This is a genomic window from Mycobacterium sp. UM_CSW (assembly GCF_000455205.1).
GTDB lineage: Bacteria > Actinomycetota > Actinomycetes > Mycobacteriales > Mycobacteriaceae > Mycobacterium.
On record NZ_AUWQ01000123.1, the window covers coordinates 1 to 22,118 of the forward strand.

23 protein-coding genes, 1 tRNA gene and 1 pseudogene are annotated in these 22,118 nt (G+C 68.9%); 15 read left to right on the plus strand and 10 right to left on the minus strand.

What is annotated here, in order from left to right:
• The first annotated feature begins 227 nt into the window (after positions 1-227).
• On the plus strand, positions 228-632 hold the full coding sequence (locus N415_RS28120) for a hypothetical protein (RefSeq protein ID WP_068188909.1): 405 nt from the start codon (positions 228-230) through the stop codon (positions 630-632).
• 13 nt (positions 633-645) lie between these two features.
• On the opposite strand, the gene N415_RS28125 is transcribed toward N415_RS28120, so the two are convergent.
• Positions 646-1,365, minus strand: coding sequence for a DUF3060 domain-containing protein (locus N415_RS28125; protein WP_068188912.1), 720 nt, complete (start codon positions 1,363-1,365; stop codon positions 646-648).
• A gap of 47 nt (positions 1,366-1,412) precedes the next feature.
• Between N415_RS28125 and N415_RS28130 the strand changes: the two genes are divergently transcribed.
• Positions 1,413-2,438 (plus strand): NADP-dependent oxidoreductase, encoded by a 1,026-nt coding sequence (locus N415_RS28130; protein WP_068188978.1) that lies wholly within the window; start codon positions 1,413-1,415, stop codon positions 2,436-2,438.
• On the opposite strand, the gene N415_RS28135 is transcribed toward N415_RS28130, so the two are convergent.
• Complete coding sequence (locus N415_RS28135; RefSeq protein ID WP_068188914.1) at positions 2,435-3,055, minus strand: hypothetical protein; 621 nt, start codon at positions 3,053-3,055, stop codon at positions 2,435-2,437. The two genes, N415_RS28130 and N415_RS28135, sit on opposite strands and share 4 nt — an antisense overlap.
• 166 nt (positions 3,056-3,221) lie before the next feature.
• On the opposite strand from N415_RS28135, the gene N415_RS28140 reads away from it, so the two are divergent.
• Both N415_RS28140 and N415_RS28145 read left to right on the plus strand, forming a co-directional pair.
• Positions 3,222-3,626, plus strand: a complete 405-nt coding sequence (locus N415_RS28140) for a MarR family transcriptional regulator (RefSeq protein ID WP_239645724.1) — start codon at positions 3,222-3,224, stop codon at positions 3,624-3,626.
• Positions 3,627-3,783: 157 nt separating this feature from the next.
• Complete coding sequence (locus N415_RS28145) at positions 3,784-4,617, plus strand: glycoside hydrolase family 16 protein (protein ID WP_068188919.1); 834 nt, start codon at positions 3,784-3,786, stop codon at positions 4,615-4,617.
• Here the strand turns inward: N415_RS28145 and N415_RS28150 are convergent, their stop codons facing one another.
• Positions 4,618-6,093: a glycosyltransferase family 39 protein gene (locus N415_RS28150; protein ID WP_152531621.1), complete on the minus strand. Its 1,476-nt coding sequence runs from the start codon at positions 6,091-6,093 to the stop codon at positions 4,618-4,620.
• Between the two features lie 88 nt (positions 6,094-6,181).
• Entirely contained in the window at positions 6,182-6,412 is a 231-nt protein-coding gene (locus N415_RS28155; protein WP_068188925.1) for a hypothetical protein, read from the minus strand.
• Between the two features lie 106 nt (positions 6,413-6,518).
• Here N415_RS28155 and N415_RS28160 point away from each other — a divergent pair, with 106 nt between their 5' ends.
• Genes N415_RS28160 through N415_RS28170 form a run of 3 tightly spaced genes read left to right on the plus strand, consistent with a single transcriptional unit; the run spans position 6,519 to position 8,223 of the window.
• Positions 6,519-6,824, plus strand: coding sequence for a hypothetical protein (locus N415_RS28160; protein WP_068102732.1), 306 nt, complete (start codon positions 6,519-6,521; stop codon positions 6,822-6,824).
• A 20-nt stretch (positions 6,825-6,844) separates the two neighbouring features.
• Positions 6,845-7,516 (plus strand): GAP family protein, encoded by a 672-nt coding sequence (locus N415_RS28165; protein WP_068188927.1) that lies wholly within the window; start codon positions 6,845-6,847, stop codon positions 7,514-7,516.
• Between the two features lie 26 nt (positions 7,517-7,542).
• Complete coding sequence (locus N415_RS28170; RefSeq protein ID WP_068188930.1) at positions 7,543-8,223, plus strand: GAP family protein; 681 nt, start codon at positions 7,543-7,545, stop codon at positions 8,221-8,223.
• Here N415_RS28170 and N415_RS28175 read toward each other — a convergent pair.
• Positions 8,214-8,939 carry a hypothetical protein gene (locus tag N415_RS28175; protein ID WP_068188934.1) on the minus strand — a complete coding sequence of 242 codons (726 nt, stop codon included), beginning with the start codon at positions 8,937-8,939 and terminating at the stop codon, positions 8,214-8,216. The genes N415_RS28170 and N415_RS28175 overlap by 10 nt on opposite strands.
• 24 nt (positions 8,940-8,963) lie before the next feature.
• Here N415_RS28175 and N415_RS28180 point away from each other — a divergent pair, with 24 nt between their 5' ends.
• The 3 genes and pseudogenes from N415_RS28180 to N415_RS33325 all read left to right on the plus strand — a co-directional run.
• Positions 8,964-10,460 carry a bifunctional phosphatase PAP2/diacylglycerol kinase family protein gene (locus tag N415_RS28180; protein WP_068188937.1) on the plus strand — a complete coding sequence of 499 codons (1,497 nt, stop codon included), beginning with the start codon at positions 8,964-8,966 and terminating at the stop codon, positions 10,458-10,460.
• Positions 10,461-10,520: 60 nt separating this feature from the next.
• Entirely contained in the window at positions 10,521-11,303 is a 783-nt protein-coding gene (locus N415_RS28185; RefSeq protein ID WP_068188940.1) for an SDR family oxidoreductase, read from the plus strand.
• Between the two features lie 176 nt (positions 11,304-11,479).
• Positions 11,480-12,433: pseudogene (locus N415_RS33325) on the plus strand (PE family protein); the annotation flags it as partial.
• Positions 12,434-12,673: 240 nt separating this feature from the next.
• Here the strand turns inward: N415_RS33325 and N415_RS28195 are convergent.
• On the minus strand, positions 12,674-13,177 hold the full coding sequence (locus N415_RS28195) for a PE family protein (protein WP_068188951.1): 504 nt from the start codon (positions 13,175-13,177) through the stop codon (positions 12,674-12,676).
• 134 nt (positions 13,178-13,311) lie between these two features.
• Positions 13,312-14,295, minus strand: coding sequence for an NAD(P)-binding domain-containing protein (locus tag N415_RS28200; protein ID WP_068188954.1), 984 nt, complete (start codon positions 14,293-14,295; stop codon positions 13,312-13,314).
• Between the two features lie 148 nt (positions 14,296-14,443).
• Here N415_RS28200 and N415_RS28205 point away from each other — a divergent pair, with 148 nt between their 5' ends.
• Together N415_RS28205 and N415_RS28210 are read left to right on the plus strand one after the other, a co-directional pair.
• On the plus strand, positions 14,444-15,889 hold the full coding sequence (locus N415_RS28205; protein ID WP_068188957.1) for a PecA family PE domain-processing aspartic protease: 1,446 nt from the start codon (positions 14,444-14,446) through the stop codon (positions 15,887-15,889).
• Positions 15,890-15,929: 40 nt separating this feature from the next.
• The gene (locus tag N415_RS28210; protein WP_068188962.1) at positions 15,930-16,526 is read left to right on the plus strand and encodes a cutinase family protein; all 597 of its coding nucleotides are present in this window, start codon (positions 15,930-15,932) and stop codon (positions 16,524-16,526) included.
• A gap of 5 nt (positions 16,527-16,531) precedes the next feature.
• Here the strand turns inward: N415_RS28210 and N415_RS28215 are convergent, their stop codons facing one another.
• Entirely contained in the window at positions 16,532-18,679 is a 2,148-nt protein-coding gene (locus N415_RS28215; RefSeq protein WP_068188964.1) for a hypothetical protein, read from the minus strand.
• A 157-nt stretch (positions 18,680-18,836) separates the two neighbouring features.
• Between N415_RS28215 and mtnA the strand changes: the two genes are divergently transcribed.
• Positions 18,837-19,814 carry an S-methyl-5-thioribose-1-phosphate isomerase gene (gene mtnA / locus N415_RS28220; protein ID WP_068188967.1) on the plus strand — a complete coding sequence of 326 codons (978 nt, stop codon included), beginning with the start codon at positions 18,837-18,839 and terminating at the stop codon, positions 19,812-19,814.
• A gap of 17 nt (positions 19,815-19,831) precedes the next feature.
• On the opposite strand, the gene N415_RS28225 is transcribed toward mtnA, so the two are convergent.
• Positions 19,832-19,905, minus strand: a tRNA-Gly gene (locus tag N415_RS28225).
• A 192-nt stretch (positions 19,906-20,097) separates the two neighbouring features.
• Positions 20,098-20,403 (minus strand): DUF732 domain-containing protein, encoded by a 306-nt coding sequence (locus tag N415_RS28230; RefSeq protein WP_068135402.1) that lies wholly within the window; start codon positions 20,401-20,403, stop codon positions 20,098-20,100.
• 339 nt (positions 20,404-20,742) lie between these two features.
• On the opposite strand from N415_RS28230, the gene N415_RS28235 reads away from it, so the two are divergent.
• On the plus strand, positions 20,743-21,378 hold the full coding sequence (locus N415_RS28235) for a hypothetical protein (protein WP_068188981.1): 636 nt from the start codon (positions 20,743-20,745) through the stop codon (positions 21,376-21,378).
• A 41-nt stretch (positions 21,379-21,419) separates the two neighbouring features.
• Positions 21,420-21,992 (plus strand): dCTP deaminase, encoded by a 573-nt coding sequence (gene dcd / locus N415_RS28240; protein ID WP_068188969.1) that lies wholly within the window; start codon positions 21,420-21,422, stop codon positions 21,990-21,992.
• The last annotated feature ends 126 nt before the right edge of the window (positions 21,993-22,118 follow it).

Below are 22,118 nucleotides of genomic sequence, written 5' to 3' on the forward strand. Positions count from 1 at the left end.
GCCGCCGGCCGCCCCGCCGCCTGAGCAGGTCGCGGCGCCCGCGCCGCCGCCGTATCAGCGGCCGCCTCTGACCCTGTACCTGCACTTCCCGTTCGTCACGGTGCCGATTCCGATCAACCCGCCACCGCCACCGGCCCCGCCGCCGCCGGCGCCGTAGGCCGTCCGTGGCACAAGGCGACGGTTGAGCGCACACTGGGCAGTGACGCTGTAAATGCAAGGAGGCCTGCGTGGGCGAGTACGGTGCGTTCGGATTCGATCCCGAGGATTTCGATCGCGTTATCAGGGAGGGCAGCGAGGGGCTGCGCGAGGTGTTCGAGCGAGTAGGCAGATTCGTCACCGCGCCGGTGCCGGGGACAAGTTGGTCCGCGTTCTTCGAGGACCTGTCTAGGCGGCCCCGCCGCGGGCCGGAGACCGCCGGCGAGGCGGGCGACGGGGTGTGGGCGATCTACACCGTGGACGCCGACGGCGGCGCGCACGTCGAGCAGGTCTACGCGACCGAACTCGACGCGCTGCGCGCCAACAAGAACAACGTCGATCCCAAGCGCAAGGTGCGCTTCCTGCCCTACGGCATCGCGGTCAGCGTCCTCGACGACGATTCGGATTCGGATTCGGATTCGGAGGAGTCCACCTAGCCCGGCTGCGCGTTCAGCCCTGCTCCACCACGTTGGAACCGCCGGCGTTGCTGATCTTCGGGTTGCCCGAGTGATAGGTGATCTTGTTGTCGAAGCCGGAGGCGTCGATGCTGTCGACGGCGTCGACGGTGATGGCGTTCTGGACGCCGGACACGGTGAGGCTCTTGCAGTGGCCGGTGATCACGACCGTGTTGGAAACCCCGCTCACGTTGACGAGGCTGTCGTTGCACGCGACGGTGCGGTTCTCGTTGATGCCGGAGATGTTGAGCCTGCCCCCGGGCGACGGGGTGGGTGATGTCGAGGGCGTCGTGGTTCGGGTCTTCGACGGGCTGGGGCTTCGCGAGGTGGTCGAGGGTGGACCGAAGGTCCCGGTGACGGTGGGGAAGGTGGGCGTCGAGCTGATGATCGACCGGACGCCCGAAAGCTGGTGTGCAGCAAAGGCCGCGATGCCCCCGGCCAGCGCCAGGAACCCGACCACGATCACCGTGCCCAGGATCCACCACGTGCGGTTGCCCGACGGCGACTTCGGCGGAGGCCCGGAGAGCGGGCCGCCGTAGGTCCACGGGCTTTGCGGCGGCGGTGGCGGTGGATACGTCGGGGGTGAATACGCACCGGGCGAATAGGGGTAGCCGCCGGGCGGCGGCGCCTGTCCGGATTCGGACGCGCGTGCGGTGTCGGCCAGGGGCTGCTCGAGTTCCCGGATGCGCTGCTCCGGGTCGTCCTGCGAGTTCATGTGCAGATGCTCCCATTGGATCGGCCCGTATGGGTAGTTTCAGCACCGTGGCCGACTTGCCGAACCGTCAGATCCTGTTGCGTCGCCGCCCGACCGGGCTGGTCCAGCCCGACGACACCGAGCTGGTGACGACGCCCGCGCCCGAACCGGCCGACGGCGAGGCGCTGCTGCGCACCACCTACGTCGGCCTCGACGCCGCCGTCCGCACCTGGCTGAACGACCAACCGGGCTACCTCCCGCCGGTACAACTGGGCGAGGTGATCCGGGCGGCCGGGATCGGCGAGGTGGTGGCGACGCGCTGCGACGCCTTCAAGGTCGGCGACGTCGTCACCACCCTGAGCGGCTTCCAGGAGTACGTGATCATCCGCGACGACGTGTTCAGCACGCCCGTTCCGGGCAGGGGGGCGGTGGATCATCTGGCGGTGATGTCGGTGTACGGCCCGACCGGGGCGACCGCCTACATGGGGATGATGGACATCGGCCGGCCACAGCCCGGGGAGACGGTGGTGGTGTCGGCGGCCGCGGGCGCCACCGGGTCGGTGGCCGGGCAAATCGCCAAGATCGCCGGCGCCCGCGTGGTGGGCATCGCCGGCGGGCCCGAGAAATGCCGGGCGGTGGTGGAGGACTTCGGGTTTGACGCGTGCATCGACTACAAGAACGAGGACGTCGCCGCGGCGCTCAAACAGCATTGCCCCCGCCGGGTCAACGTCTACTTCGACAACGTGGGCGGCGCGATCCTGGACGCGGTGCTGGGCCGGCTGGCCACCAAAGCGCGGGTGGTGCTCTGCGGCGTCATCTCCAGCTACCTCAGCGGGCAGCACCCGGGGCCGGCCAACTACGTGAACCTGTTGTCCAAGACCGCGCTGATGCAGGGGTTCAACGCGCTCGACGACTGGGACCGCTTCGAGGAAGCCTATGCGGCGCTTCGCCAGTGGGAGGGCGAGGGCCGAATCAAGCACCGCGAGACCGTTTTTGAGGGCGTCGAGTCGTGCGTCGACGCCCTCAACGGCCTATTCACCGGTGCCAACATCGGCAAGATGCTGGTCAAGCTGAGCGAACCGGCTTCGGGTTAACCTTCCCCGAGGACGCGGTGCAGCGTCTTCTTGGCGTCGGTCAGCGCCTCCAGCACCTTGGTCCGAGTCTCGGCGAGTTGCTCTTTCTGCTCGTCGGTGCCCGTCCAGGCGATGGTGCGGGCCAGCCCCGCGAGCTCGAAGAGCGTTCTGCGGATCTTGAACACGTCGCCGAACTTGGCCGCTCGCCCCAGGAACGCGTGCGCGGTCTCGCTGCTGACGCCCCGCCAGGCCAGCAGGTTGCGGCCCAGCTCGGTCAGCGTCGCGACGCCGTTGTCGACCGTGACCACACCCCGGCCGGCCAGCAGGCCGATGGCGAGCTCCGCCACGTCCTGCGGCGGTGTGAACGCGCCCTCGGTCGCGTCGGACACCCGCTGCACGATCTGCGCGGCGTCGGCCGGCCCGTCGAGCAGCAGCGCCGCGGTGACGAACGCCGCACGCTTCAGGAAGGGCCGACGGCCGGGCCCGCCGTGGCCGAATCCACCCTTGAACCCGAAACCGCCCTGGCCCCAGCCCTTTTCGCCCCAACCGCCGAAACCGGGACCGCCAAAGCCCGGGCCACCGAAACCGGGACCGCCGAAGCCGGGTCCGCCGAAACCACCGAAAAATCCACCAGACATCGCTGTCGTTCCTTTCCACATTGGACTATCAAGCTCCTTGATACCACCGTCGCCCGCGATGTCAAGAAGATTGATGGTTGCTGTCTCCGGACCACCGGCCGCATGCGAGCATGAGGGTGTGAGTCAACTCCACGAGGCGCCACTGGGGTTTTTGCTGTACCGCGTCATGGCGGCGCTGCGGCCCCAGGTGGCCGCGGAGCTCAAGCCGCTGGGCCTCACCCCGCCCGAGTTCGTGTGCATGCGGATCCTGGCCCATCGCCCCGGGCTCAGCAGCGCCGAACTGGCTCGCGGCACCAACGTCTCGGCGCAGGCGGCCAACCAGGTGCTGCACGCCCTCGAGGAACGCGGCGCCCTGAGCCGCCCGGCGTCCACGCCGTCGGGCCGGGCGATGCCCGCCCAGCTCACCCGCCGCGGCAAGGCCTTGCTCAAACGGGCCGACGCCGCGGTCCGCACGGCCGATCAACGCGTGCTGGGCGGGCTCACCGCCGACGAGCAGCGCCAGCTCAAGCAACTGCTTTACGCGGCGGGAACCCGCACCGCGGAGGGCTGCGAAACGGATTCGCCCCGCTAGCAGCGGTTAATCCGCGAAAACGCAGGGCGACGCACCGCCGCGCGAGATGCATACCGCCCCCGGTGCGTGGTTTTATAACACCGTTTGCGAAAGTTGCCTCGGGGAAGATCACGCCGGGCCGCAGGTGCCGGCTTTTTAGCGATTGGGTGGTAAGCAGATGGATCGTCGCAGCATGTTGTTGACCACGGGGCTGAGCATGCTGGCGGCCGTGGCCGCGTCCCCCCTGCCAAAGGCACTGGCCAACCCGTCGCTGCCGGCACCGCCGAAGGCGCCGTCGGCGGGGAGCGGCGGCTACATCTTCGCCGACGATTTCGACGGCCCGGCGGGCTCGGCTCCGGATCCGGCCAAGTGGACGGTGCAGACCTGGCAGGACGACGTGTTCCCGCCGGTCGCCGGGATCTACCGCGACGACCGCCGCAACGTGTTCCAGGACGGCAACTCCAACCTCGTCCTGCGTGCCACCCAGGAAGGCGACACCTACTACGGCGCCAAGCTGCGGGGGAATTTCCGCAGCATGATCAACCAGACCTGGGAAGCGAAGATCAAGCTGAACTGTCTGGAACCCGGCCTGTGGTCGGCGTTCTGGGGGGTCAACGAGGATCCGCTGCCCGACGGCGAGGTCGACCTCTTCGAGTGGTACGGCAACGGCTCCTGGCCCCCGGGAACCACCGTCCACGCCGCGTCCAACGGGAAAACCTGGGAAGGGAAGTCGATTCCCGGGCTGGTGGACGGCGGCTGGCATACGTGGCAAATGCATTGGGGTGAAAACGGATTCCAGTTCTCGCGCGACGGATCGCAGTACTTCACCGTTCCGAACAAGCCCATCCATGTGCACGGCGGCGCCCCTGACGACTTCCGGTGGCCGTTCAACAACCCCGGCTACTGGATGACCCCGATGTTCACGCTGGCGGTCGGCGGCGTCGGCGCGGGCGATCCTGCCGCGGCGACCTACCCGGCGGACATGCTCGTCGACTACATCCGCATCTGGTGACTATCTTTCCGCTTTGAGCACCTGAACCAGGTTGAACTGCCAGCGCTCGACCAGCCGGAAGCCCAGGTCGTGCGGGACCGCGAAGGCGGGGGTCGGCCCGTAGACCGGGCCCGGGGGAATCGCCGGGCCCTGCTCGTGGGCGGGCACCGCGGGGTCGGCCTGGGTGATGATCCACACGACGCCGCATTGGCTTAACGGCCTGGCCACGACCTCCGGGATGAGGTTGGTGTCGAACACGTCCCGGCGGTCCGTCGCCCGTTGCCACAGCGTGAGGTCGACCAGTTTGCGATAGGCATCCGGGCGCGCCGCCATCAGCGGGCGCATCGGTGCCGGCATGAACGTCACCGTGTCGTTCACCAGCAGGCAATCGCCCGGCGCCGCCTTGGCGGTGATCAGGTCGGCCACCTGGCTGTAGTCCATCCCGTACTTGGCATACGGGTTGTGTTGCGCCCGAACGTAGTTCGGCACCGCAGCGACGGCGAAAAGGGTTACCAGCGCCGCTGCCGCCCACGGCCTCGCGGTCACGGCGGCGGTGCAGACGCCCAGGATCAGCGCCATCGCCGGGGCGGTGAAGGCCAAGTACCGCGGCGTGTAGATCGGGTGGGCCAGCGCCGAGAAGAGCACGATCAGGGCGGTCGGTACCGCCAGCCACCCGATCGCGATGGTCAACAGCTGCCGGTCTCCGCGCGCCAACCGTGCGGATCCGCTGAGCCACAACACAATAGCCGCAGCCGTCACCAGCGCCGAGAGAACCGCGAACGGCGGGCTCCGCTCGAAGTACTGCTGGATCACCACGTCTTCGATCGTCCGGTGTCCGATCGTCGGCACCCACTTGATTTGGGGCGATTGCCGGGCGACCGTCGCCAAAAACGGCGCCAGGACGCCCACCGCCACCGCCGAGGTAATGGCGAAGCGCGGCAAGACCTTTCGCGTCCGCGCGAAGGCGGCGATGTAGACCAGGTGCGCCAATACCAGCAGCGCCAGGTACGCGTCGAGCAAGATCGACGCCGCCAGGGCTACGCCGTACGACAGCCACGACCAGGCGCCGTTGCGGCGCGCCGCGACAACCAGCAGCAAGGTTATCCACACGGCGGCCATCATGGAAAGGGCGTAGGGCCGCGCCTCGACGCCCGCCCACGTCGTCCGTGGCAGGACCCCGCAGAGGACCCCGGATGCCACCGCCACGGTGCGCGACGAGAACTGCCCGCCCAGGACCACCACCCCGGCCGCGGCGCCGCCCACCGCCAGGCCGCTCGGCGCGCGCGACCAGAACTCGGTGTGCGGAAAGACCTGGAACCAGCCGTGCATGAACAGGTAGTACAGGCCGTGCACCGCGTCGACGTTGCCCAGCATCTGCCACAGCTGGCCGAGGGATCGGCTGTAGGAGGCCGAAATGGTCGCGGCCTCGTCGTACCAGAAAGACGGGCGGGCCGCGCCGGCCAAACTTATTGCGGCCGCGAGGAGTCCGACGACCAACGGGTCGAACGCGCCACGGCGCCGTCCTGACTCGCAAGTATCGGAGGCGCTCACCGTCCGCTATGTTGCCAGACGCGGCGCGGCGCCCTTAGCCGTTGTTCAGGTACAGGTACCACAGCCCGTCTGCGCCCTCGCGGCACGCGTAGTGGGTGTAGCGCCCGTTGTCGTACTCGATCTCGACATGCGGGCCGTCGACGAGGCACGCGGCCTCGGTCGAGTAGACGCCCTCGACCTCAACCTCGTCGGCGTTGGCCACCCCCACCGCGGTGGTCAGCAGCCCGCCCAACGCCAGGCACCCGGCGGCGATCAACGTCCTCATCTGGATTTCCCCTCGATCTCGGTGCCGCGACTATAGGCCCCTACCGGGGCACCCCAACCGGAAACGACCTTGCTCATCAATCGTCGTTCGAACGTATGATCGATCGATGGGCGACCTCGCGTCGATCGGATACAACGGGCAGCCGGTCCGCGACCCGTTTCGCGTGGTGCGCCCGCCGATCGCGGTGCTGATCGACCTCACCGTGCTCTTCCCGCGCGAGCCGCATCGCTCGGGTCGCTATCAACCCAACGGCCTGCAGTTGCACAAGGTCGTCGAGGGGCGGCTGAGCTGCTGGGGCATCTGCGAACAGGGCGACTGGTGGGGACTGGTGACCTATCCGATCGCCTACGGCTCCAAGCGGAAAACCGTCACGCACTGGATACCCGCCTGGACGCTGCGCCGGAAAGGCTAGCAGTGCGATGATTGCTGCCCGTGACAGGCAACTTGGCGTCCGCACTGACCAAGCTCATTCCGCTCGGTCTGGTCATCGCGCTCTCACCGATCACGGTCATCCCGGCGGTGCTGGTCTTGCACGCGCCGCGGCCGCGGCCGGCCAGCCTCGCCTTCCTCGGCGGCTGGCTGATGGGCATGGGCGCCCTCACCGCGGCGTTCGTCGGGGCCTCCGATCTGCTGGGCGATCTGCACCAGACACCGCCGAAGTGGGCCTCGTGGCTGCGCGTGGTGCTGGGGGCGGCGCTCATCGTGTTCGGCATCGTCCGCTGGCTGACCCGGCATCGCCAGGGCAAGAGCCCGGCCTGGATGCGTTCGTTTTCCAAAATGACCCCGCTGCGCGCCGGCGTGACCGGGGTGGTGCTCACGGTGGTCCGCCTCGAGGTGCTGATCCTGTGCGCGGTCGCCGGCCTGGCGATCGGCACGGGCGGCCTGGGCATAGCCGCCGGCTGGACCGCCGGGGCCGTGTTCGTCGCCGCGTCCTCGTCGACGGTCGCCGCACCGATCCTCGCCTACGTCGGCTCCGGCGGCCGCCTCGATGACGCGCTGGAACGGCTCAAGGAGTGGATGGAGCAGAACTACGCCGCCATGCTCGCAGTGATCCTCGTTCTCATCGGTTTGTTGGTGCTTTACAACGGAATTCACGCGCTGTAGGAGCCGGGCACGCTAGATTGCTGCCCATGGCAGGAAGCTGGGTTACCGTCGCGACCGGGCTGATTCCGCTTGGGCTGGTCATCTCGCTCTCGCCGCTCACGGTCATCCCCGCGGTGCTGGTCCTGCAGGCGCCGCGGGCCCGCCCGAGCAGCCTCGCGTTCCTCGCCGGCTGGGTGCTGGGCATCGCCGCGCTGACGGCGCTCTCGGTCGCCGCCTCCGGCCTGCTCGGTGGGCTCGACAAGTCGCCACCGAGGTGGTCGTCCTGGCTGCGGGTGGTCCTCGGGTCGGCGCTGATCGTCTACGGCATCTTCAAATGGTTCACCCGGCAGGGCCACAGCGAGTCACCGGCCTGGATGCGCACGTTCGACACGATCACGCCGGCCCGCGCGGGGCTGACCGGGGCGGTGCTGGCGGTGGTGCGACCGGACGTCGCGCTCATCTGCGTGCCGGCCGGTTTGGCCATCGGCACCAGCGGGCTCGGCGCGGCCGACGACTGGTTGGCCGCGGCGTTCTTCGTCGCCGTCGCGGCGTCGAGCGTGGCGATCCCGATCCTCGCGTACGCGGCGGCCGGTCAGCGCCTCGACCCGACGCTGGCGCGGGTCAAGGAATGGATGGACAAGAACAACGCCGCCCTGCTGGCGGCGCTGTTGGTCGTGATCGGTGCGATGGTGCTGTCCCACGGGATTCGCGCGCTGTATCACCTGTAGCCACCGTCGGACAGGCCGGCGTCCTCCTCGAGCCTGTTCGTCTTGCCGAACGCCAACTCGCGCACCAGTTCCCAGCCGTAGCCGCCGAGCATGCCCAGGTAGCCCTTCGCCGCCCACTGCCGGCAGTGCCGCTCCTCGTGGTGCAGCACCCGGTCCAGATCGGGGCTGCCCCGAACGATCCGGCGCAGCCGCTCCGCCGGATCGCTGAGCGGACCGCCGTTGACCATGAAGATGTCGCCCCAGGTGGTGCCGCCCCGCCGGCTGAACTGCCGCTGCAGCCAATTGCCGCCCACGCCCATCAGGATGCCGTTCGGGGTCGTCACCAGGCGCCCGCCGTTGCGGTGGACGAATCGGACGTCGCGCGAGTAACTCCAGCGATTTGCGTTCTGCCGCTTGATGATCCGCGCCACCTCCGCGGCGCAGTACGGCGTCTCGGGAAAATCCGCGGGCCGCCGGCCCGCCTTACCGTAGTCGGTGCCCGCGTTCAGGACATAGGTCAGCAGCGTCGCTGCGCGCGCGTCGTCGCCGCTGATCCCCGGCGGCAACAGGAAGAAGGACTTGCCGTGCGCGTCCTTGATCTCCTCGGCCCGCCCGAGGATCGCAAAGCTCTCCGGCGTGATGGCGTGCCGACGGGCGATCTCGGCGACGGCGTCCCCGGGCACGCCGCGGCGTCGGGCGTTTTCCCGCCACGCCTGGGAGTAGCCGTTTGCGCGCACGCTTGCCAATTTAGGGTGGAGTCAATGAACAGGCTGCCCTGGCAACGCCCGCGCGGCGTCAGACAGATCACCCGCGGACTGGGCACCCTCGATCGGGAGCTGTTCGAGGCGATCGCCGAGACGCCCACTCCGCTGCTGGACACGCTCATGCCACCGCTGACCCGGGTGGCCGACCACTCCAAGCTGTGGTTGGCCATCGCCGCGGCGATGCTGTCGTCGGGCAAACCGTCCGCGCAGCGCGGCGCGACCCGCGGCGTCGTCACGCTTGGCGCCACCAGCCTGATCACCAACCAGGTCGCCAAGCGAATCCGACGGCGGCCGCGGCCCGTCTACGAGTCGGTGCCCCTGGTCAGGCGGGTGCGCCGCCGCCCGGTATCCAACTCGCTGCCGTCGGGACACTCGGCCAGCGCCGCCGCGTTTGCCGTCGGGGTGGGCCTGGAGAACCCGCCGTTGGGCTTCGTCCTGGCGTTGCTGGCCGGCATGGTCGGGCTGTCGCGGGTGGCGACGGGCGCGCACTACCCCGGCGACGTCCTCGCCGGATTCGGCATCGGCGCCGGACTCGCGGTGCTGGGCGGCCGGCTCGTCCCGCCGATCGTCGAAACCACACTGCCCCGGACCGAACCGCTGCTCGTCGACACCCCGCAACGCCCCGACGGCTCCGGCGTCGTCCTGGTCATCAACCCGTCCTCGGGGAGCGGCACCGGCGCCCGCATCGTCGACGAGGTCCGCGCCGAGCTACCCAAGGCCGAGATCGTCGAATTGGGACCCGACGATGACCCCGAGCCGGCGCTGCGGAGCGCGGCCGAGCGCGCCGAGGTGTTGGCGGTCGGCGGCGGCGACGGCACCGTGGCGGCCGCGGCGTCGGTCGCCATCGACGCGGGACTCCCCCTGGCGGTCTTTCCCGGCGGCACGTTCAACCATTTCGCGAAGGACATCGGCTGCGACACGGTGGCCAAAACGGTGAACGCGATCCGGCGCGGCTGCGTGTTCCGCGTAGACCTGGTGTGCCTCAACGAATCTCGGATGGTCCTCAACACCGCGAGCATCGGCGCCTACCCGAAGTTCGTGCAGCGGCGCGAAAAGCTGGAGAAGCGCGTCGGCAAGCCGGTGGCCAGCTTCTACGCGCTGCTGCGCACGCTGCGCACGGACCGGCCCGTCACCATCCGCTACGACAACAAGACCCTGCAGACGTCGTTGTTGTTTCTCGGCAACTCGGTGTATCTGCCGAGCGGATTCGCGCCGTCCCGTCGCACCCGGATGGACGACGGCCTGATCGACGTGCGCATCCTGGAGACCGGTCGCCCGTGGGCGCGGACCAGGATCCTGACAGCGCTGGCACTGGGACGCCTGCCACGTAGCCCGCTCTACCACGAGCTGCAGGTGCCGGAGTTCAGCTTCTCGACCGTCGACGGCCCGACGGTCATCGCCCACGACGGCGAGATCGGCGAGCGCTACGACCACGCGAGTTTCAGCGCGAAATACCGGGTCCTGTCGGTGTTCCGGCCGCAGCCGAATTCCTGAGGTCCCGGAAAGGGCTCGGCTGCAGTATGTTTGACCACGAGCGCGGCGAGGGGAGCGGGGATGGAACTGGGACTGGGCGGCAAAGTCGCGGTGGTGACCGGCGCCAGCAAGGGCATCGGCCTGGCGATCACCCGTCGTTTCGTCGAGGAGGGCGCCCGGGTCATCGCCGGGTCGCGGACGACCAGCGCCGAGCTGGCCGAGCTGGCCGAAGCGGGCTCGGTCGAGTCGGTCACGGTCGACCTGGCCGAGCCCGACGGTCCCGCCCGCCTGGTGGCCGCCGCCGGCGATCGGCTCGACATCTTGGTCAACAACGTGGGCTTCGGCGCTCCGCGGCTCGACGGCTTCCTCGCGATCACCGACGACATGTGGCAGCAGACCCTCAACCTCGATTTCATGGCCAGCGTGCGTGCGATCCGGGCCGCCCTCCCGCCCATGCTCGCCAACGGCGGCGGGGCGATCGTCAACGTCGGATCGGTCAACGCGCGGCTGCCGCTTCCGATGGTCACCGACTACAGCGCGGCCAAAGCCGCGTTCAGCAACCTGGCCAAGTCACTGTCAAAAGAGTTCGGGCCCAAGAACATTCGCGTCAACACGGTCGAGCCGGGCCCCGTCGTCACCGACTTCTGGCTCGGTCGCGACGGGTTGGCCTCTGTGTTGGGCGCCACCGACGGGAAGTCGGCCGAGCAGGTCACCGAAGAGTTCGCGTCGGGCAGCACGGTATCGGGGCGGTTCACCAGGCCCGAGGAGGTCGCCGACCTGGTGCTGATGCTGGCCAGCGATCGCTTCGCCAACATCATGGGGGCCGGCGTGGCGATCGACGGGGGCATGATCCCCACGCTGTGAGGCCGCGGTTTAACAGCGCCGACACAGTCCCTGCTTAGCTCCGCCTCAGCGGTCCGGTGTTTGCTCTTAGCGTCGCCGCGACGACCGCCGAAACTTGGGATCGGTAGGCCGGACAAGCGATAGACGATTTTGGCATTCGGCGACTATGGGCGGTCGCCGCGTCGGTCGGAGGTCGGATGTCCTTTGTAATCGCGGTTCCGGAGTATGTGACGGCGGCGGCCTCGGATCTGGCGAATGTCGGTTCGACGATCAGCGCGGCCAACGCCGCGGCGGCGGGCCCGACCTCGGCGGTGGCGGCCGCGGGAGCCGACGAGGTGTCGGCGGCGGTCGCGACGTTGTTCGGTGCGCACGCCCAGGCCTACCAGGCGATCAGCGCCGAGGCGGCGGCGTTTCACCAGCAGTTCGTCGAGCTCCTCAACGCGGGCGCCGCCTCCTACGCCGGCGCCGAGGCCGCGAACGCGAACCCGCTGCAGGGGCTGCTCAACGACATCAACGCGCCCTTCGAGGCGCTGCTGGGCCGGCCGCTGATCGGCGACGGCGCCGACGGCACGCCCAATACCGGTGCCAACGGCCAGAACGGCGGGTTGTTGTGGGGCAACGGCGGCAACGGCGGTTCGGGCGGGGCCGGCCAGAACGGCGGCAGCGGCGGCAGCGGCGGGTTCTTGTTCGGCAACGGCGGCCGCGGCGGCGATGGTGGAAACGCGATCGGCGCCGGGGTGGCCGGCTTCGGCGGCAACGGCGGCAGCGCCGTCGGACTTTTCGGCAACGGGGGCGGCGGCGGGACCGGCGGTATCAGCGTCAACGGCGTCGGCGGCGACGGCGGCTTCGGCGGGAACGGCGGGTTCCTGATCGGTAACGGCGGCGTCGGTGGGACCGGTGGCAACGGCTTCGTGGCCGGCTGGGGCGCCGCGGGCGGCAACGGCAGCAGCTTGATCTACGGCCTGGGCGGCGCCGGCGGAGCCGGCGGGTCCAGCCTCAACTTCAGCAACGGGCTCGCGGGCGTCGGCGGTGACGGCGGCAGCGGCGGCGCCCTCTTCAACCTCATCGGCACCGGGGCCGACGGCGGCGCCGGCGGGGCGGCCGTCGGCGCCGGAAACATCGGCGGCCAGGGTGGCCAGGGCGGCAGCGGCAGCGGTCTCGTCTTCGGCCTCGGCGGCCACGGCGGCAACGGCTACGGCGCGGCAGGCTTGGCCTTCGGCGGCAACGGCAGCCAGGGCGGCTACGGCGGCCTGCTCTTCGGCATCGGCGGCGCGGGCGGCAACGGCGGCTTCGGGACCGTTCCCGGCGTCGGCGGACAAGGCGGCTTCGGCGGGTATTACCTGTTCGGCCCGAACGGGGCTAACGGGTTACCCGGGTGATTTGCGGTCGATCTACTTGAAGAGGCCTTGCACAATTGCCGTGGCAATGGCGTTGGCTAATGAGTTGATAATCGGGTCGAGAATTGGTGCAAACAAAAAGAGCAAGAAACGGCCTATTAAGTTCTGCAGATCGACCAAGAGCTGATTGAACCACTGGACCACGGGGTTGGCGGCGGCGACGGCAGCGCCGGCGACCGCGCCCGCGACCGAGCCCAGGGGCTGCATCACCGCGGCGTTGGCCGCCTCTGCGGCGGTGTAGGCCCCCGCGCCGGCCTGCAAGTTCTGCGTGAACTGCTGATGAAACGCCTCAACTTGCCCGGCGAGCGCCTGGTATTCCTGGCCGTGCGCGGAGAGCAACTGCGCCACAGCGGCCGATACCTGGTCGGCGGCTGCGGCAGGCACCGTGGCGGTCGAGGGGGCGGCGGCGGAGTTGGCGGAGCTCAGCGTCGAGCCGATGTTCGCCAAATCCGTTGCGGCCGTGCTAATTAGCTCCGGCGCCGCGATCAAGCCCGACACTACCGTCCTCCTAGCGCCTCTTCGAGCCATTCGAGATTGCAAAAGTATCGCCCGAAACCGGTGATTTTCACAAGTGGCCTCCTGCATTTACCCGGACGGCAAGAAATCACCGTTGCCACATTCACCCTTACCTGCTAGCCGGTTCCGAAATGGTGGTTCCGCTCTCCCAGGCGGGCGCGCAGATCTTCCTCGAAGGAGACGACCGCGGGGTTGAGCCGCTCGGCCCGCAGCCGCTCCAGATTCGGGTAACCGGCGGCGCGCTCGGCGTCCCACTCGTCGGCGAACCTGCCCGACTCGATGTCACTGAGCACTTCGCGCATCACTCGCGGGACGTCGAGGCCGTCGTAGCGATCCGCTCGCGACATCTGGCCGTACTGACTGGTCGGTGAGTGGTAGCGCATCTGGCCGGCGTAGCCCTCGAGCCGCAGCAACCGGTAGCTGCGTTCGACCTCGCCCGAGAGCACGAGTTCGGTGATGATCGCCTCCAGCGGGATGCCGGCCCGGGACATCAGCTCGACGAAACTCTTCGAGACCCGGCCCAGGGCGGGGGCGAGCACCTGTTCCACTGCGAGATCCAGCACGGCCTCCTGACGCGGCGTCATCTCAATGGCGCCCTGGCGCAGGCCGCCGATCGCGCGTCCGACGGCCAGCGTGCGGGCCAGCGCCGTCCCGGAGTTGTCCTTCTGCACGCCGAGCGCGGTGATGAATCCGACGCCCTCCACGTAGCACTCGCGCACCTCGGGACCCAGCATCCGGGGGGCGACCATGCCGAGGTCGCAGTCCGGGTCGATCCGGCCGAAGGCCGCCACGTATCCCGACGCCAGGACCCATAGCGCGCCCGGTTCAGGGGTGATGGGCAACTCGGGGATGACGTCGTCGGGGATGAGAGTGCAGATCACGTCGCATGCGCTCGCCGCGTCGATCTCGGCGGGCTGGAAGCCGTCGGCCACGGCCTGCTCCCGGGAGGCGTCGGCGCGGGCGAAGACGTTCACCGCGAGGCCCGAGTCGCGCAGGTTGAGGGCCCAGGAGCGGCCCTGATTGCCGTACCCGACGACGGCAATCCGCTGTCCGTCCAGCACCGAGAGGTCAGCGTCGGACTCGTAGTAGATCGTCGTCATCGCGGGTCCTCTCTGCCTGTGCCCATCCTCCAAGATGATGCGCTCAAACTATTGGGCTTGAAAACTTTGCTTTTCAAAACTCTGAGATTGTGGTACTTTCGTCCTGTTTCTCACCGGGGGCTAGACGAATACCGGTGGGAGGCCATCGATGTCGTTTCTGTTCGCGGCGCCGGACATGCTGACCGACGCGGCAAAAAATCTCGCGAGCGTCGGCTCCACGATCAGTGCCGCCAACGCGGCGGCGGCAGCGTCGACGGCGGGCGTGCTGGCGCCCGCCGCGGACCAGATTTCGGCGGCCGTTGCCGCAATCCTTTCCCAGCACGGGTCGGCATATCAGGCGCTCAGCGCGCAAGCGGCGGCGTTTCATGCGGAGTTCGTGGGGGCGCTCGGTGGTGCCGGCGGCGCGTATGCGGGCGCCGAGGCGGTGGCCGCCTCGGGATTGGCGGCCGCTGAGCAGGACGTCGAGCAGGAGGTGCTGGCTGCGATCAACGCGCCCACCGAGCTGCTGCTGGGGCGCCCTCTGATCGGCAACGGGGCGGACGGGACGGCCGCGAGTCCTAACGGCCGTCCCGGTGGGCTGTTGTTCGGCAACGGTGGCACCGGCTATTCCGCGACGACCCCAGGGGTGGCCGGCGGGACGGGCGGCGCGGCAGGGTTGGTCGGCAGCGGGGGCGCGGGTGGTGCCGGCGGGGCCAACGCAGCCGGCGGGGCCGGCGGTCGCGGTGGATGGCTGTGGGGAACCAACGGGTCCGCCGGCGTCAGCTCATTGGCGAGCGGGACCGTGCCGCTGCAGATGAACGGCGTCTTCGCGACGGTGGGCGTCTCGGTCAACGGCGGGCCGAGCGTGCCCCTGACCGTCGACACCGGATCCAACGGCCTGCTGATCCCGTTCTGGGACATCGGACTTCGGCAACTCGGCCTGCCCACCCAGCTCGGATTCGTCAGCTACGGCGAAGGGGTCGCCTTCATCTACCTCAACTTCAACGCGCCGGTGAATTTCGGCAACGGGCTCCTCACCGCGCCCACCCCGGTCAGCGTCGAAATACTCGAATTGCCACTATCTCTCAATGGCCTCGGGCTCATGCTCACGGGAAATGTTTTCGCCGGGGGAGATGGCATCTTGGGCATCGGATCGAACGCGGTGGGCCCGGCCAGCTCGGTGGTCACGGCATTGCAGGGTCCGCTCAATCAGGGTGTGCTGATCGACGAACCCGGACGGTACCTTCAGTTCGGTCCCAATCCGCTGCCCGGAATCACCGTCACCGGGGCGCCGGTCACCGCCTTCGACGTCCAAATCAACGGCGGGCCTTTGCAACAGGTTCTTGCGCTGGTCGATTCCGGCGGCAATCACGGGTCCATCCCGTCGTCCATCCTGGAGACCGGCCAGACGTCCGGACCGTTGCCGGCGGGGACGACCATCTCGGTCTATACCAACGACGCCCTGACGCCGCTGTACTCGTACACGACGACCGAGACCAACAGCCCGCAGGTCATGTCGGGCCAAATGAATACCGGGTTCATGCCCTTCGCGCAGGGGCCGGTGTACATCAGTTACAGCCCCAGCGGCGTCGGGACGATGACGTTCGATTTCTGAGCGGGCTGACCGAATGTCAGTATTTCCGTAAAATCGCGTCATGAGGCTTGTCGCGCTCGCCGCGGCACTGATGATCGCGCCAATTCCGCTGGCGTGGATTCCGGCGGCATCGGCCGCATGCCCCGATGCCGAAGTGGTTTTCGCGCGCGGCCGAGAAGAACCGCCCGGCGTCGGCGCAGTCGGCGACGCACTGGTCAATTCGCTGCGGGGCAAGACCCGTATGTCGGTCGGCGTGTACGGGGTCAACTACCCCGCCAACATCAGCACCGGCAGCGGCGCCAACGATATGAGCGCCCACGTCCAATTCATGGCCAAGAATTGCCCGAACACCCGCATGGTTCTCGGCGGCTATTCACTGGGTGCCGAGGTGGCCGACCTAGTCATCGGTGGCCGTTCGGGATTCGGATTCACCAACCCGCTGCCGCCGGGTGTCGATCAGCACGTTGCAGCGGTCGCACTGTTCGGTAATGGAAGCCACGGAGTCGGCCCCGCCTTCGCCGGTAAGACGATCGACCAGTGCGCGCCGGGCGACCCCATCTGTGGGCGAGGGCTGAATTGGCCGTCGCATCTGCAGCCGTCGTACATCGACTCGGGACTGGTGGATCAGGCCGCCGGCTTCGCGGCCAGCAGGCTCTAGGACGGCTAGTGGTGGCCGCCGCCGGAGCTGTGGCCGCCGGAGCTGCCGCCACCGATCGAACTGCCGCCGCCGGAGCTGTGGCCGCCGGAGCTGCCGCCACCGATCGAGCCGCCGCCGCCAAGCGAGCCGCCTCCGCCGAGGGAGCCGCCGCCGCCGAGGGAGCCGCCTCCGCCGAGGGAGCCGCCGCCGCCGACGGAGCCGCCTCCGCCGAGGGAGCCACCTCCGCCGAGGGAGCTGCCCCCACCAACTGGGCTACCGCCACCGCCGACGGGCCCACTGCCGCCCGGGCTGCCGCCGCCGACTGGCCCACTGCTGCCCGGGCTCACGCCGCCGCCGACCGGTCCACTGCTGCCCGGGCTCCCGCCGCCGCTGACCGGTCCACCGGCGCTAGGGGGCGTGCCAGCGCCGACCGGTCCGCCGCTCTCGGGCGGCGTGCTGCCGGGGTTGCCGTGGCTGGGGCCGGGACCGGTGACGGGTCCCCCGCTCTCGGGTGGCGTGCCGCCGGGGTCGCCGTGGCCGGGGCCAGGACCACCAACGGGCCCGCCGTTTTCGGGTGGCGTGTCGCCGGGGGTGCCGTGGCTCGGGCCGGGACCGCTGCCCGGTTCGCCGCTTTCGGGAGGTGTATCGCCGGGTGTCCCGTGGCCGGGGCCCGGGCCGTTGGCAGGCCCTCCGCCCCCATTGCCGGGGGGCATCCCGTCCGTGCCACCGGGATTTGTCCCGGGCCCGTGGCCCGGCGGAGTTTGGTGGGGCGGCGGCGAGTGCGGCGGAGGGACGTGGACGGGCGGTGGCTCGGCCGGCGGCGACGGGTGCGGCGGCGCCTGGATCACGGGTGGACTCGCTGGCGGGTCGGAGAACCAAAGCTGCGGAAGGGGGCGCGGCGCTATCGGCGGGACCACGACGACGGGAAACGGCACGGCCGGCGCGACCGGAACCGGCGCCTCCGGAACGGGAGCCGCGGGGACCGGAGCCGGAGGAATCGGGGCCGCGGGCGGAGGAGGCGCGGGAGCCGCGGCGGCCGGGACCGGCGCTGCCGGTGGCGAACCCGCGGTTAGAGTCAACGGCTTGGGTGCCTCCGCCTTGGTGGCGGCCACTTGCCAAGGCGCGGGCGCGAATACGTGCTCTGCCGGGGCGAGGAGATTTTGCAGCGGCGCGGGCAGCATTCCGACGGTCGTGTGGACGCCGACCGACAGCGCGATCTCCAACGCCATCGCCGCGCTGATGGCGGCGACCGCCACGGCGCTACCGACCAGCAGGCCGGGCCTGGAACGGGGCTCGCTTTCATCCTGATCGGCGGCGTCCATGACGACGGTCGGTGCGCTTGCCTCGTCGTCTTCCACTGCGCTATAAGCGAATTCGTCATCGCCTGCCTCGGCATCGGCGATGCGGAGATATTCGGGCAGGGTACTCGCGTCGAGCGCACCGGTGCCCGGGTCTTGTGCGTAGGCCAGCGCGGCGGTCGACGACGCGAACAACGGCGCGTTGGCGGACGCCAGGGCCGCCCCACGGGCCAGCGCCGTCTCCGGCTCTTCCGGGGTGCTCACGCTGAGCGGCGTCGCCTCTTCGAGCCACGGCTTGATCGGGGCGACATCGACGCCTGAGCCAACCACGAATAGGCCGTCTGGGCCGTCAGGCGACTCGACGAGCCCGGCGACCATCTCCATCAGCTTCGCGGTGGCGCACTCCCCGGACCCGTCATCCAAGGATTCTGTCCGGACATCGGCGAATGACCCGTCGGAGGTCTCGACAACCGCCAACGTCGCGGTGCCAGGCTCGACGAAAAGCACCGCGGTGCGCTCGTAACCCATTGCGCCACCGACGGATTGGGTCAACGATGTGGCGGCAAGGAACGTCGACACCAGCATGACGTTCTCGAGCTTGTGGGCGGCGAGCGCATCGCGTACCGCCCTCGCTTCGAGCTGGTCGGTGCAGGCCACCCCGACGGCGGACAGTTCGATGCCGGCGCCGACGGCGTCCTCGCGCGTGCCCAGGATGGCGGCGATCGCTCGATCGGACGCGCTGACGGTGGGCGAATCGTCCGCCGCGCTGACGGCGAACTCCCTCTCGTCTACCGTTGCACCATCGGCGTTTTCGCCTTGCAGCAGCACCATCTGAACCGAGTCTGGCGCCAGCGAGACTCCCAGCACGATATCCACGACCCACGCCTCCCAGCGTCTTGGCGGCCGGTCATCGGTGGGCGGAAAAGAGACCACACGGACCGCTAACCGATGGTCGCCCCGAAAGCTGTATCCGGATCCTGGCGAAGCTGTGTAGGCCTTAAGAAGCGCATGCCGGGCGGGCTAGGGTCGGCTGGTGCGCAGGACCATCGACTGGGATGGCGACGCGGTCACGATCATCGACCAGACCGCGTTGCCGGCCGACTATCGCGAGCTCACCCTGCGCACCGTCGACGAACTGATCGACGCGATCCGCCGCCTGGCCGTGCACGGCGCCCCGGCGCTGGGTGCGGCGGGCGCGCTTGGCGTTGTGCTCGCCGTCCGCGAGGGCGGCGACCTTCGGGCGGCGGCCGAACGAGTCGCGAAGGCGCGACCGACCGCCGTCAACCTCAGCTGGGGAGTTGCGCGTGCGCTCGAAAAGCTCGACGCGGGCGCCGAAGCCGTTCTTGCCGAGGCGCTGGAAATCCTCGACGAGGACGAACGCCTCAACCGCGCCGCGTCCGCCCACGCCGCCGAGATCGTCCTTGGGCTATGCGATCGCCGCCCGCTGCGGCTGCTCAGCCACTGCAACGCCGGTCACCTCGCCACGGTGGCGTGGGGCAGCGCGCTCGGGGTCGTCTGGCACCTGCACGAGCGCGGGCTCGTCGAGTCGGTGCTGGTCGACGAGACCCGTCCGCTGCTGCAGGGCGCCCGGCTCACGGCGTGGGAGCTGGCGCAGGCGGGCGTGCCCTACCGGGTACAGCCGGACGGCGCCGCCGCGGCGGCGATGGCACGCGGCCTCGTCGACTGCGTGCTCGTCGGCGCCGATCGGATCGCGGCCAACGGCGACGTCGCCAACAAGATCGGCACCTACGGCTTGGCCATCGCGGCGCGTCATCATGGCGTGCCGCTCGTCGTGGTCGCCCCGTCGTCGACGATCGACGCGTCGCTGGCCACCGGCGCTGAGATCGCGATCGAGGAACGCGCGCCCGAGGAACTCCGGACGTTCGCCGGAACCGCGATCGCCCCGCCGGACGCGGCCGTCTTCAACCCGGCCTTCGACGTGACGCCGGCCGAACTGGTCACCGCGGTCGTCACGGAGCACGGCAGCTACCGGCCTGCGGACGAACGCTAAAGAGACCCGTCATGAGTTGGAGCCGATGACGGGAATCGAACCCGCGTATTCAGCTTGGGAAGCTGATGTTCTGCCATTGAACTACATCGGCGCGTGTGCTTTGAGCTGCGAAGACCTTAGCAGCGGTGCCAGTCTAGCGGCTCAGTGACACGTCGGTGACACAACCCGTTCAAACCCTCGCTGGCAGCCATGAGGGCGTCGGTCGCCGGTCTACGGCGGTCACCATCGTCGGCGTCCAACCCCTGCAGCGTGCTCACGAGCCTCACGCGCGCCGACGCTGAGTTCAGGACTTGTGCTTTTCGGGGCAGTACTCCGCGGTGGCAGCGAGGACGAACAGCCTGGCTTGATTCTGGTCCATCCGCAGTTTCAGCTGGTCCACCTCGTCGTTCTGGGTGTAGCCGGCCGACAGATCCTGGCACATCGTGCGCCCCATGTTTCCGGTCTGGGACGCGTTACCAACGTGAATGCCGTTCGACGCCAGGTAGTTGGTAAATTCTGCGTCCTTGTCGTCGGCGTTGGCGACGGCTGCGGGCGCCAGCATCAGGACCATCGCGGCGCCGAGCATGCATCCACACATCTTCTTGGTCATTTCCCCACCACCTTCAAGGCTCCACATGACACTCCGAATGAGACGGGGCACCCGAAGCAACGCTTAGAGCTTCCCTCGGTCGTGTATTTCCCGTCGCTGGGGCGTTACTGGTCGCTCGTTCCAAAGTTCAACCAAGCGTTCATCTTTCGTTTCGGCCGAGTTTGTCACGGCTGGACGGTGAAGCACTCGCGGCAAACCCACCAGTCGGCCGCACCGGGGCCGCGGGCCGTCGGGCGCCTGTCGGCCACAAAGCATCCGGCGAATGGCGCTAATGGCCCTGACCTGCTCTATAGCCATTCGATGTTTATTATTTCGTGATCTACCCGTAATGTGCTCGGCGTGGGTCGGCATCGGTTAGCCAAGAAGCGGCGAAAGTCGCCAGTAGTCCTGGCTGCGCTACTCGCCCCGGCCACCATCTTCTTCGCCGCTGCCGGGGACGTCCGCCCATTGCCCGCCCGTGAAGTTGCCAAGCCCGTTATCGGCGACATTGAGCCGTGCTGCCTGCAAATCGTCACGGCCGCAGCGAATACGTCCGCAAAAGCGCCCGACACCCGGCTGGCCGCCGCGTCGAGGTACCACACCCGGTCCCGCTTCCTGCCCGTCGGGATCGCGCCGGAACAGGGCCTGCAGGTCAGGACGATCTTGGTCGAGCGCGCCATCAGCGTGGCGTTCCCCCAGATCCACCAGATCGGCGGTGTGCGACCGGACCCGCTGCCCTGGCACCCCATGGGTCTGGCCATCGACGTGATGATTCCCGACCCCGGCAGCTCCGAGGGCATCGCGCTGGGGAACGCGATCGTCGCGTACGTGATGAAGAACGCGTCGCGCTTCGGCATCCAGGACGCGATCTGGCGTGGCGTCTACTACACGCCCGGCGGAGCGCAAGCCAGCAGGCTCGGTCACTATGACCACGTCCACGTCACGACCACCGGCGGCGGTTACCCCAAAGGTGGCGAAGAATACCTCGCCGACTGAAGCTCGGACGACGGGCCGGTAGCAGCGGATAGGCTCAGCGGGTGCTGCTCTCCGATCGCGATCTTCGGGCCGAAATCACGTCCGGCCGCTTGGGCATCGACCCGTACGACGAAACCTTGGTGCAGCCGTCGAGCATCGACGTGCGCCTCGACTGCATGTTCCGGGTGTTCAACAACACCCGCTACACCCACATCGACCCGGCGAAGCAGCAGGACGAGCTGACCAGCCTGGTGGAGCCCGTCGACGGGGAGCCGTTCGTGCTGCATCCCGGGGAGTTCGTGCTCGGCTCGACGCTGGAGCTGTTCACCCTGCCCGACGACCTCGCCGGTCGCCTGGAGGGCAAGTCGTCGCTGGGCCGGCTGGGTCTGCTGACCCATTCGACTGCCGGCTTCATCGACCCCGGCTTCAGCGGGCACATCACCCTCGAGCTGTCGAACGTCGCGAACCTTCCGATCACCCTGTGGCCGGGCATGAAGATCGGTCAGCTGTGCATCTTGCGGCTGACGAGTCCGGCGGAACACCCGTACGGCAGCTCCCGCGTAGGGTCGAAGTATCAGGGTCAGCGGGGACCGACGCCGTCGCGCTCGTACCAGAACTTCATAAGGTCTACATAGCTTAGACAGCGTCCCGCCACAGCGTATTACGCGAAGATGTAGTGGTCCGTGGTTACCGCCCCGCTCGGCCATGGCTTCGCCAGTAATACCTTTTGGAGGGGGTTGTATTGGACATCGTGCTCGGCG

Bases quoted from the DNA above. Each gene is read 5' to 3' on its own strand.
- N415_RS28125 (WP_068188912.1), bottom strand. From the start codon at position 1,365: ATGAACTCGCAGGACGACCCGGAGCAGCGCATCCGGGAACTCGAGCAG.
- N415_RS28135 (WP_068188914.1), bottom strand. From the start codon at position 3,055: ATGTCTGGTGGATTTTTCGGTGGTTTCGGCGGACCCGGCTTCGGCGGT.
- N415_RS28140 (WP_239645724.1), top strand. From the start codon at position 3,222: ATGGCGGCGCTGCGGCCCCAGGTGGCCGCGGAGCTCAAGCCGCTGGGC.
- N415_RS28145 (WP_068188919.1), top strand. From the start codon at position 3,784: ATGGATCGTCGCAGCATGTTGTTGACCACGGGGCTGAGCATGCTGGCG.
- N415_RS28155 (WP_068188925.1), bottom strand. From the start codon at position 6,412: ATGAGGACGTTGATCGCCGCCGGGTGCCTGGCGTTGGGCGGGCTGCTG.
- N415_RS28160 (WP_068102732.1), top strand. From the start codon at position 6,519: ATGGGCGACCTCGCGTCGATCGGATACAACGGGCAGCCGGTCCGCGAC.
- N415_RS28170 (WP_068188930.1), top strand. From the start codon at position 7,543: ATGGCAGGAAGCTGGGTTACCGTCGCGACCGGGCTGATTCCGCTTGGG.
- N415_RS28180 (WP_068188937.1), top strand. From the start codon at position 8,964: ATGAACAGGCTGCCCTGGCAACGCCCGCGCGGCGTCAGACAGATCACC.
- N415_RS28185 (WP_068188940.1), top strand. From the start codon at position 10,521: ATGGAACTGGGACTGGGCGGCAAAGTCGCGGTGGTGACCGGCGCCAGC.
- N415_RS28200 (WP_068188954.1), bottom strand. From the start codon at position 14,295: ATGACGACGATCTACTACGAGTCCGACGCTGACCTCTCGGTGCTGGAC.
- N415_RS28205 (WP_068188957.1), top strand. From the start codon at position 14,444: ATGTCGTTTCTGTTCGCGGCGCCGGACATGCTGACCGACGCGGCAAAA.
- N415_RS28210 (WP_068188962.1), top strand. From the start codon at position 15,930: ATGAGGCTTGTCGCGCTCGCCGCGGCACTGATGATCGCGCCAATTCCG.
- N415_RS28230 (WP_068135402.1), bottom strand. From the start codon at position 20,403: ATGACCAAGAAGATGTGTGGATGCATGCTCGGCGCCGCGATGGTCCTG.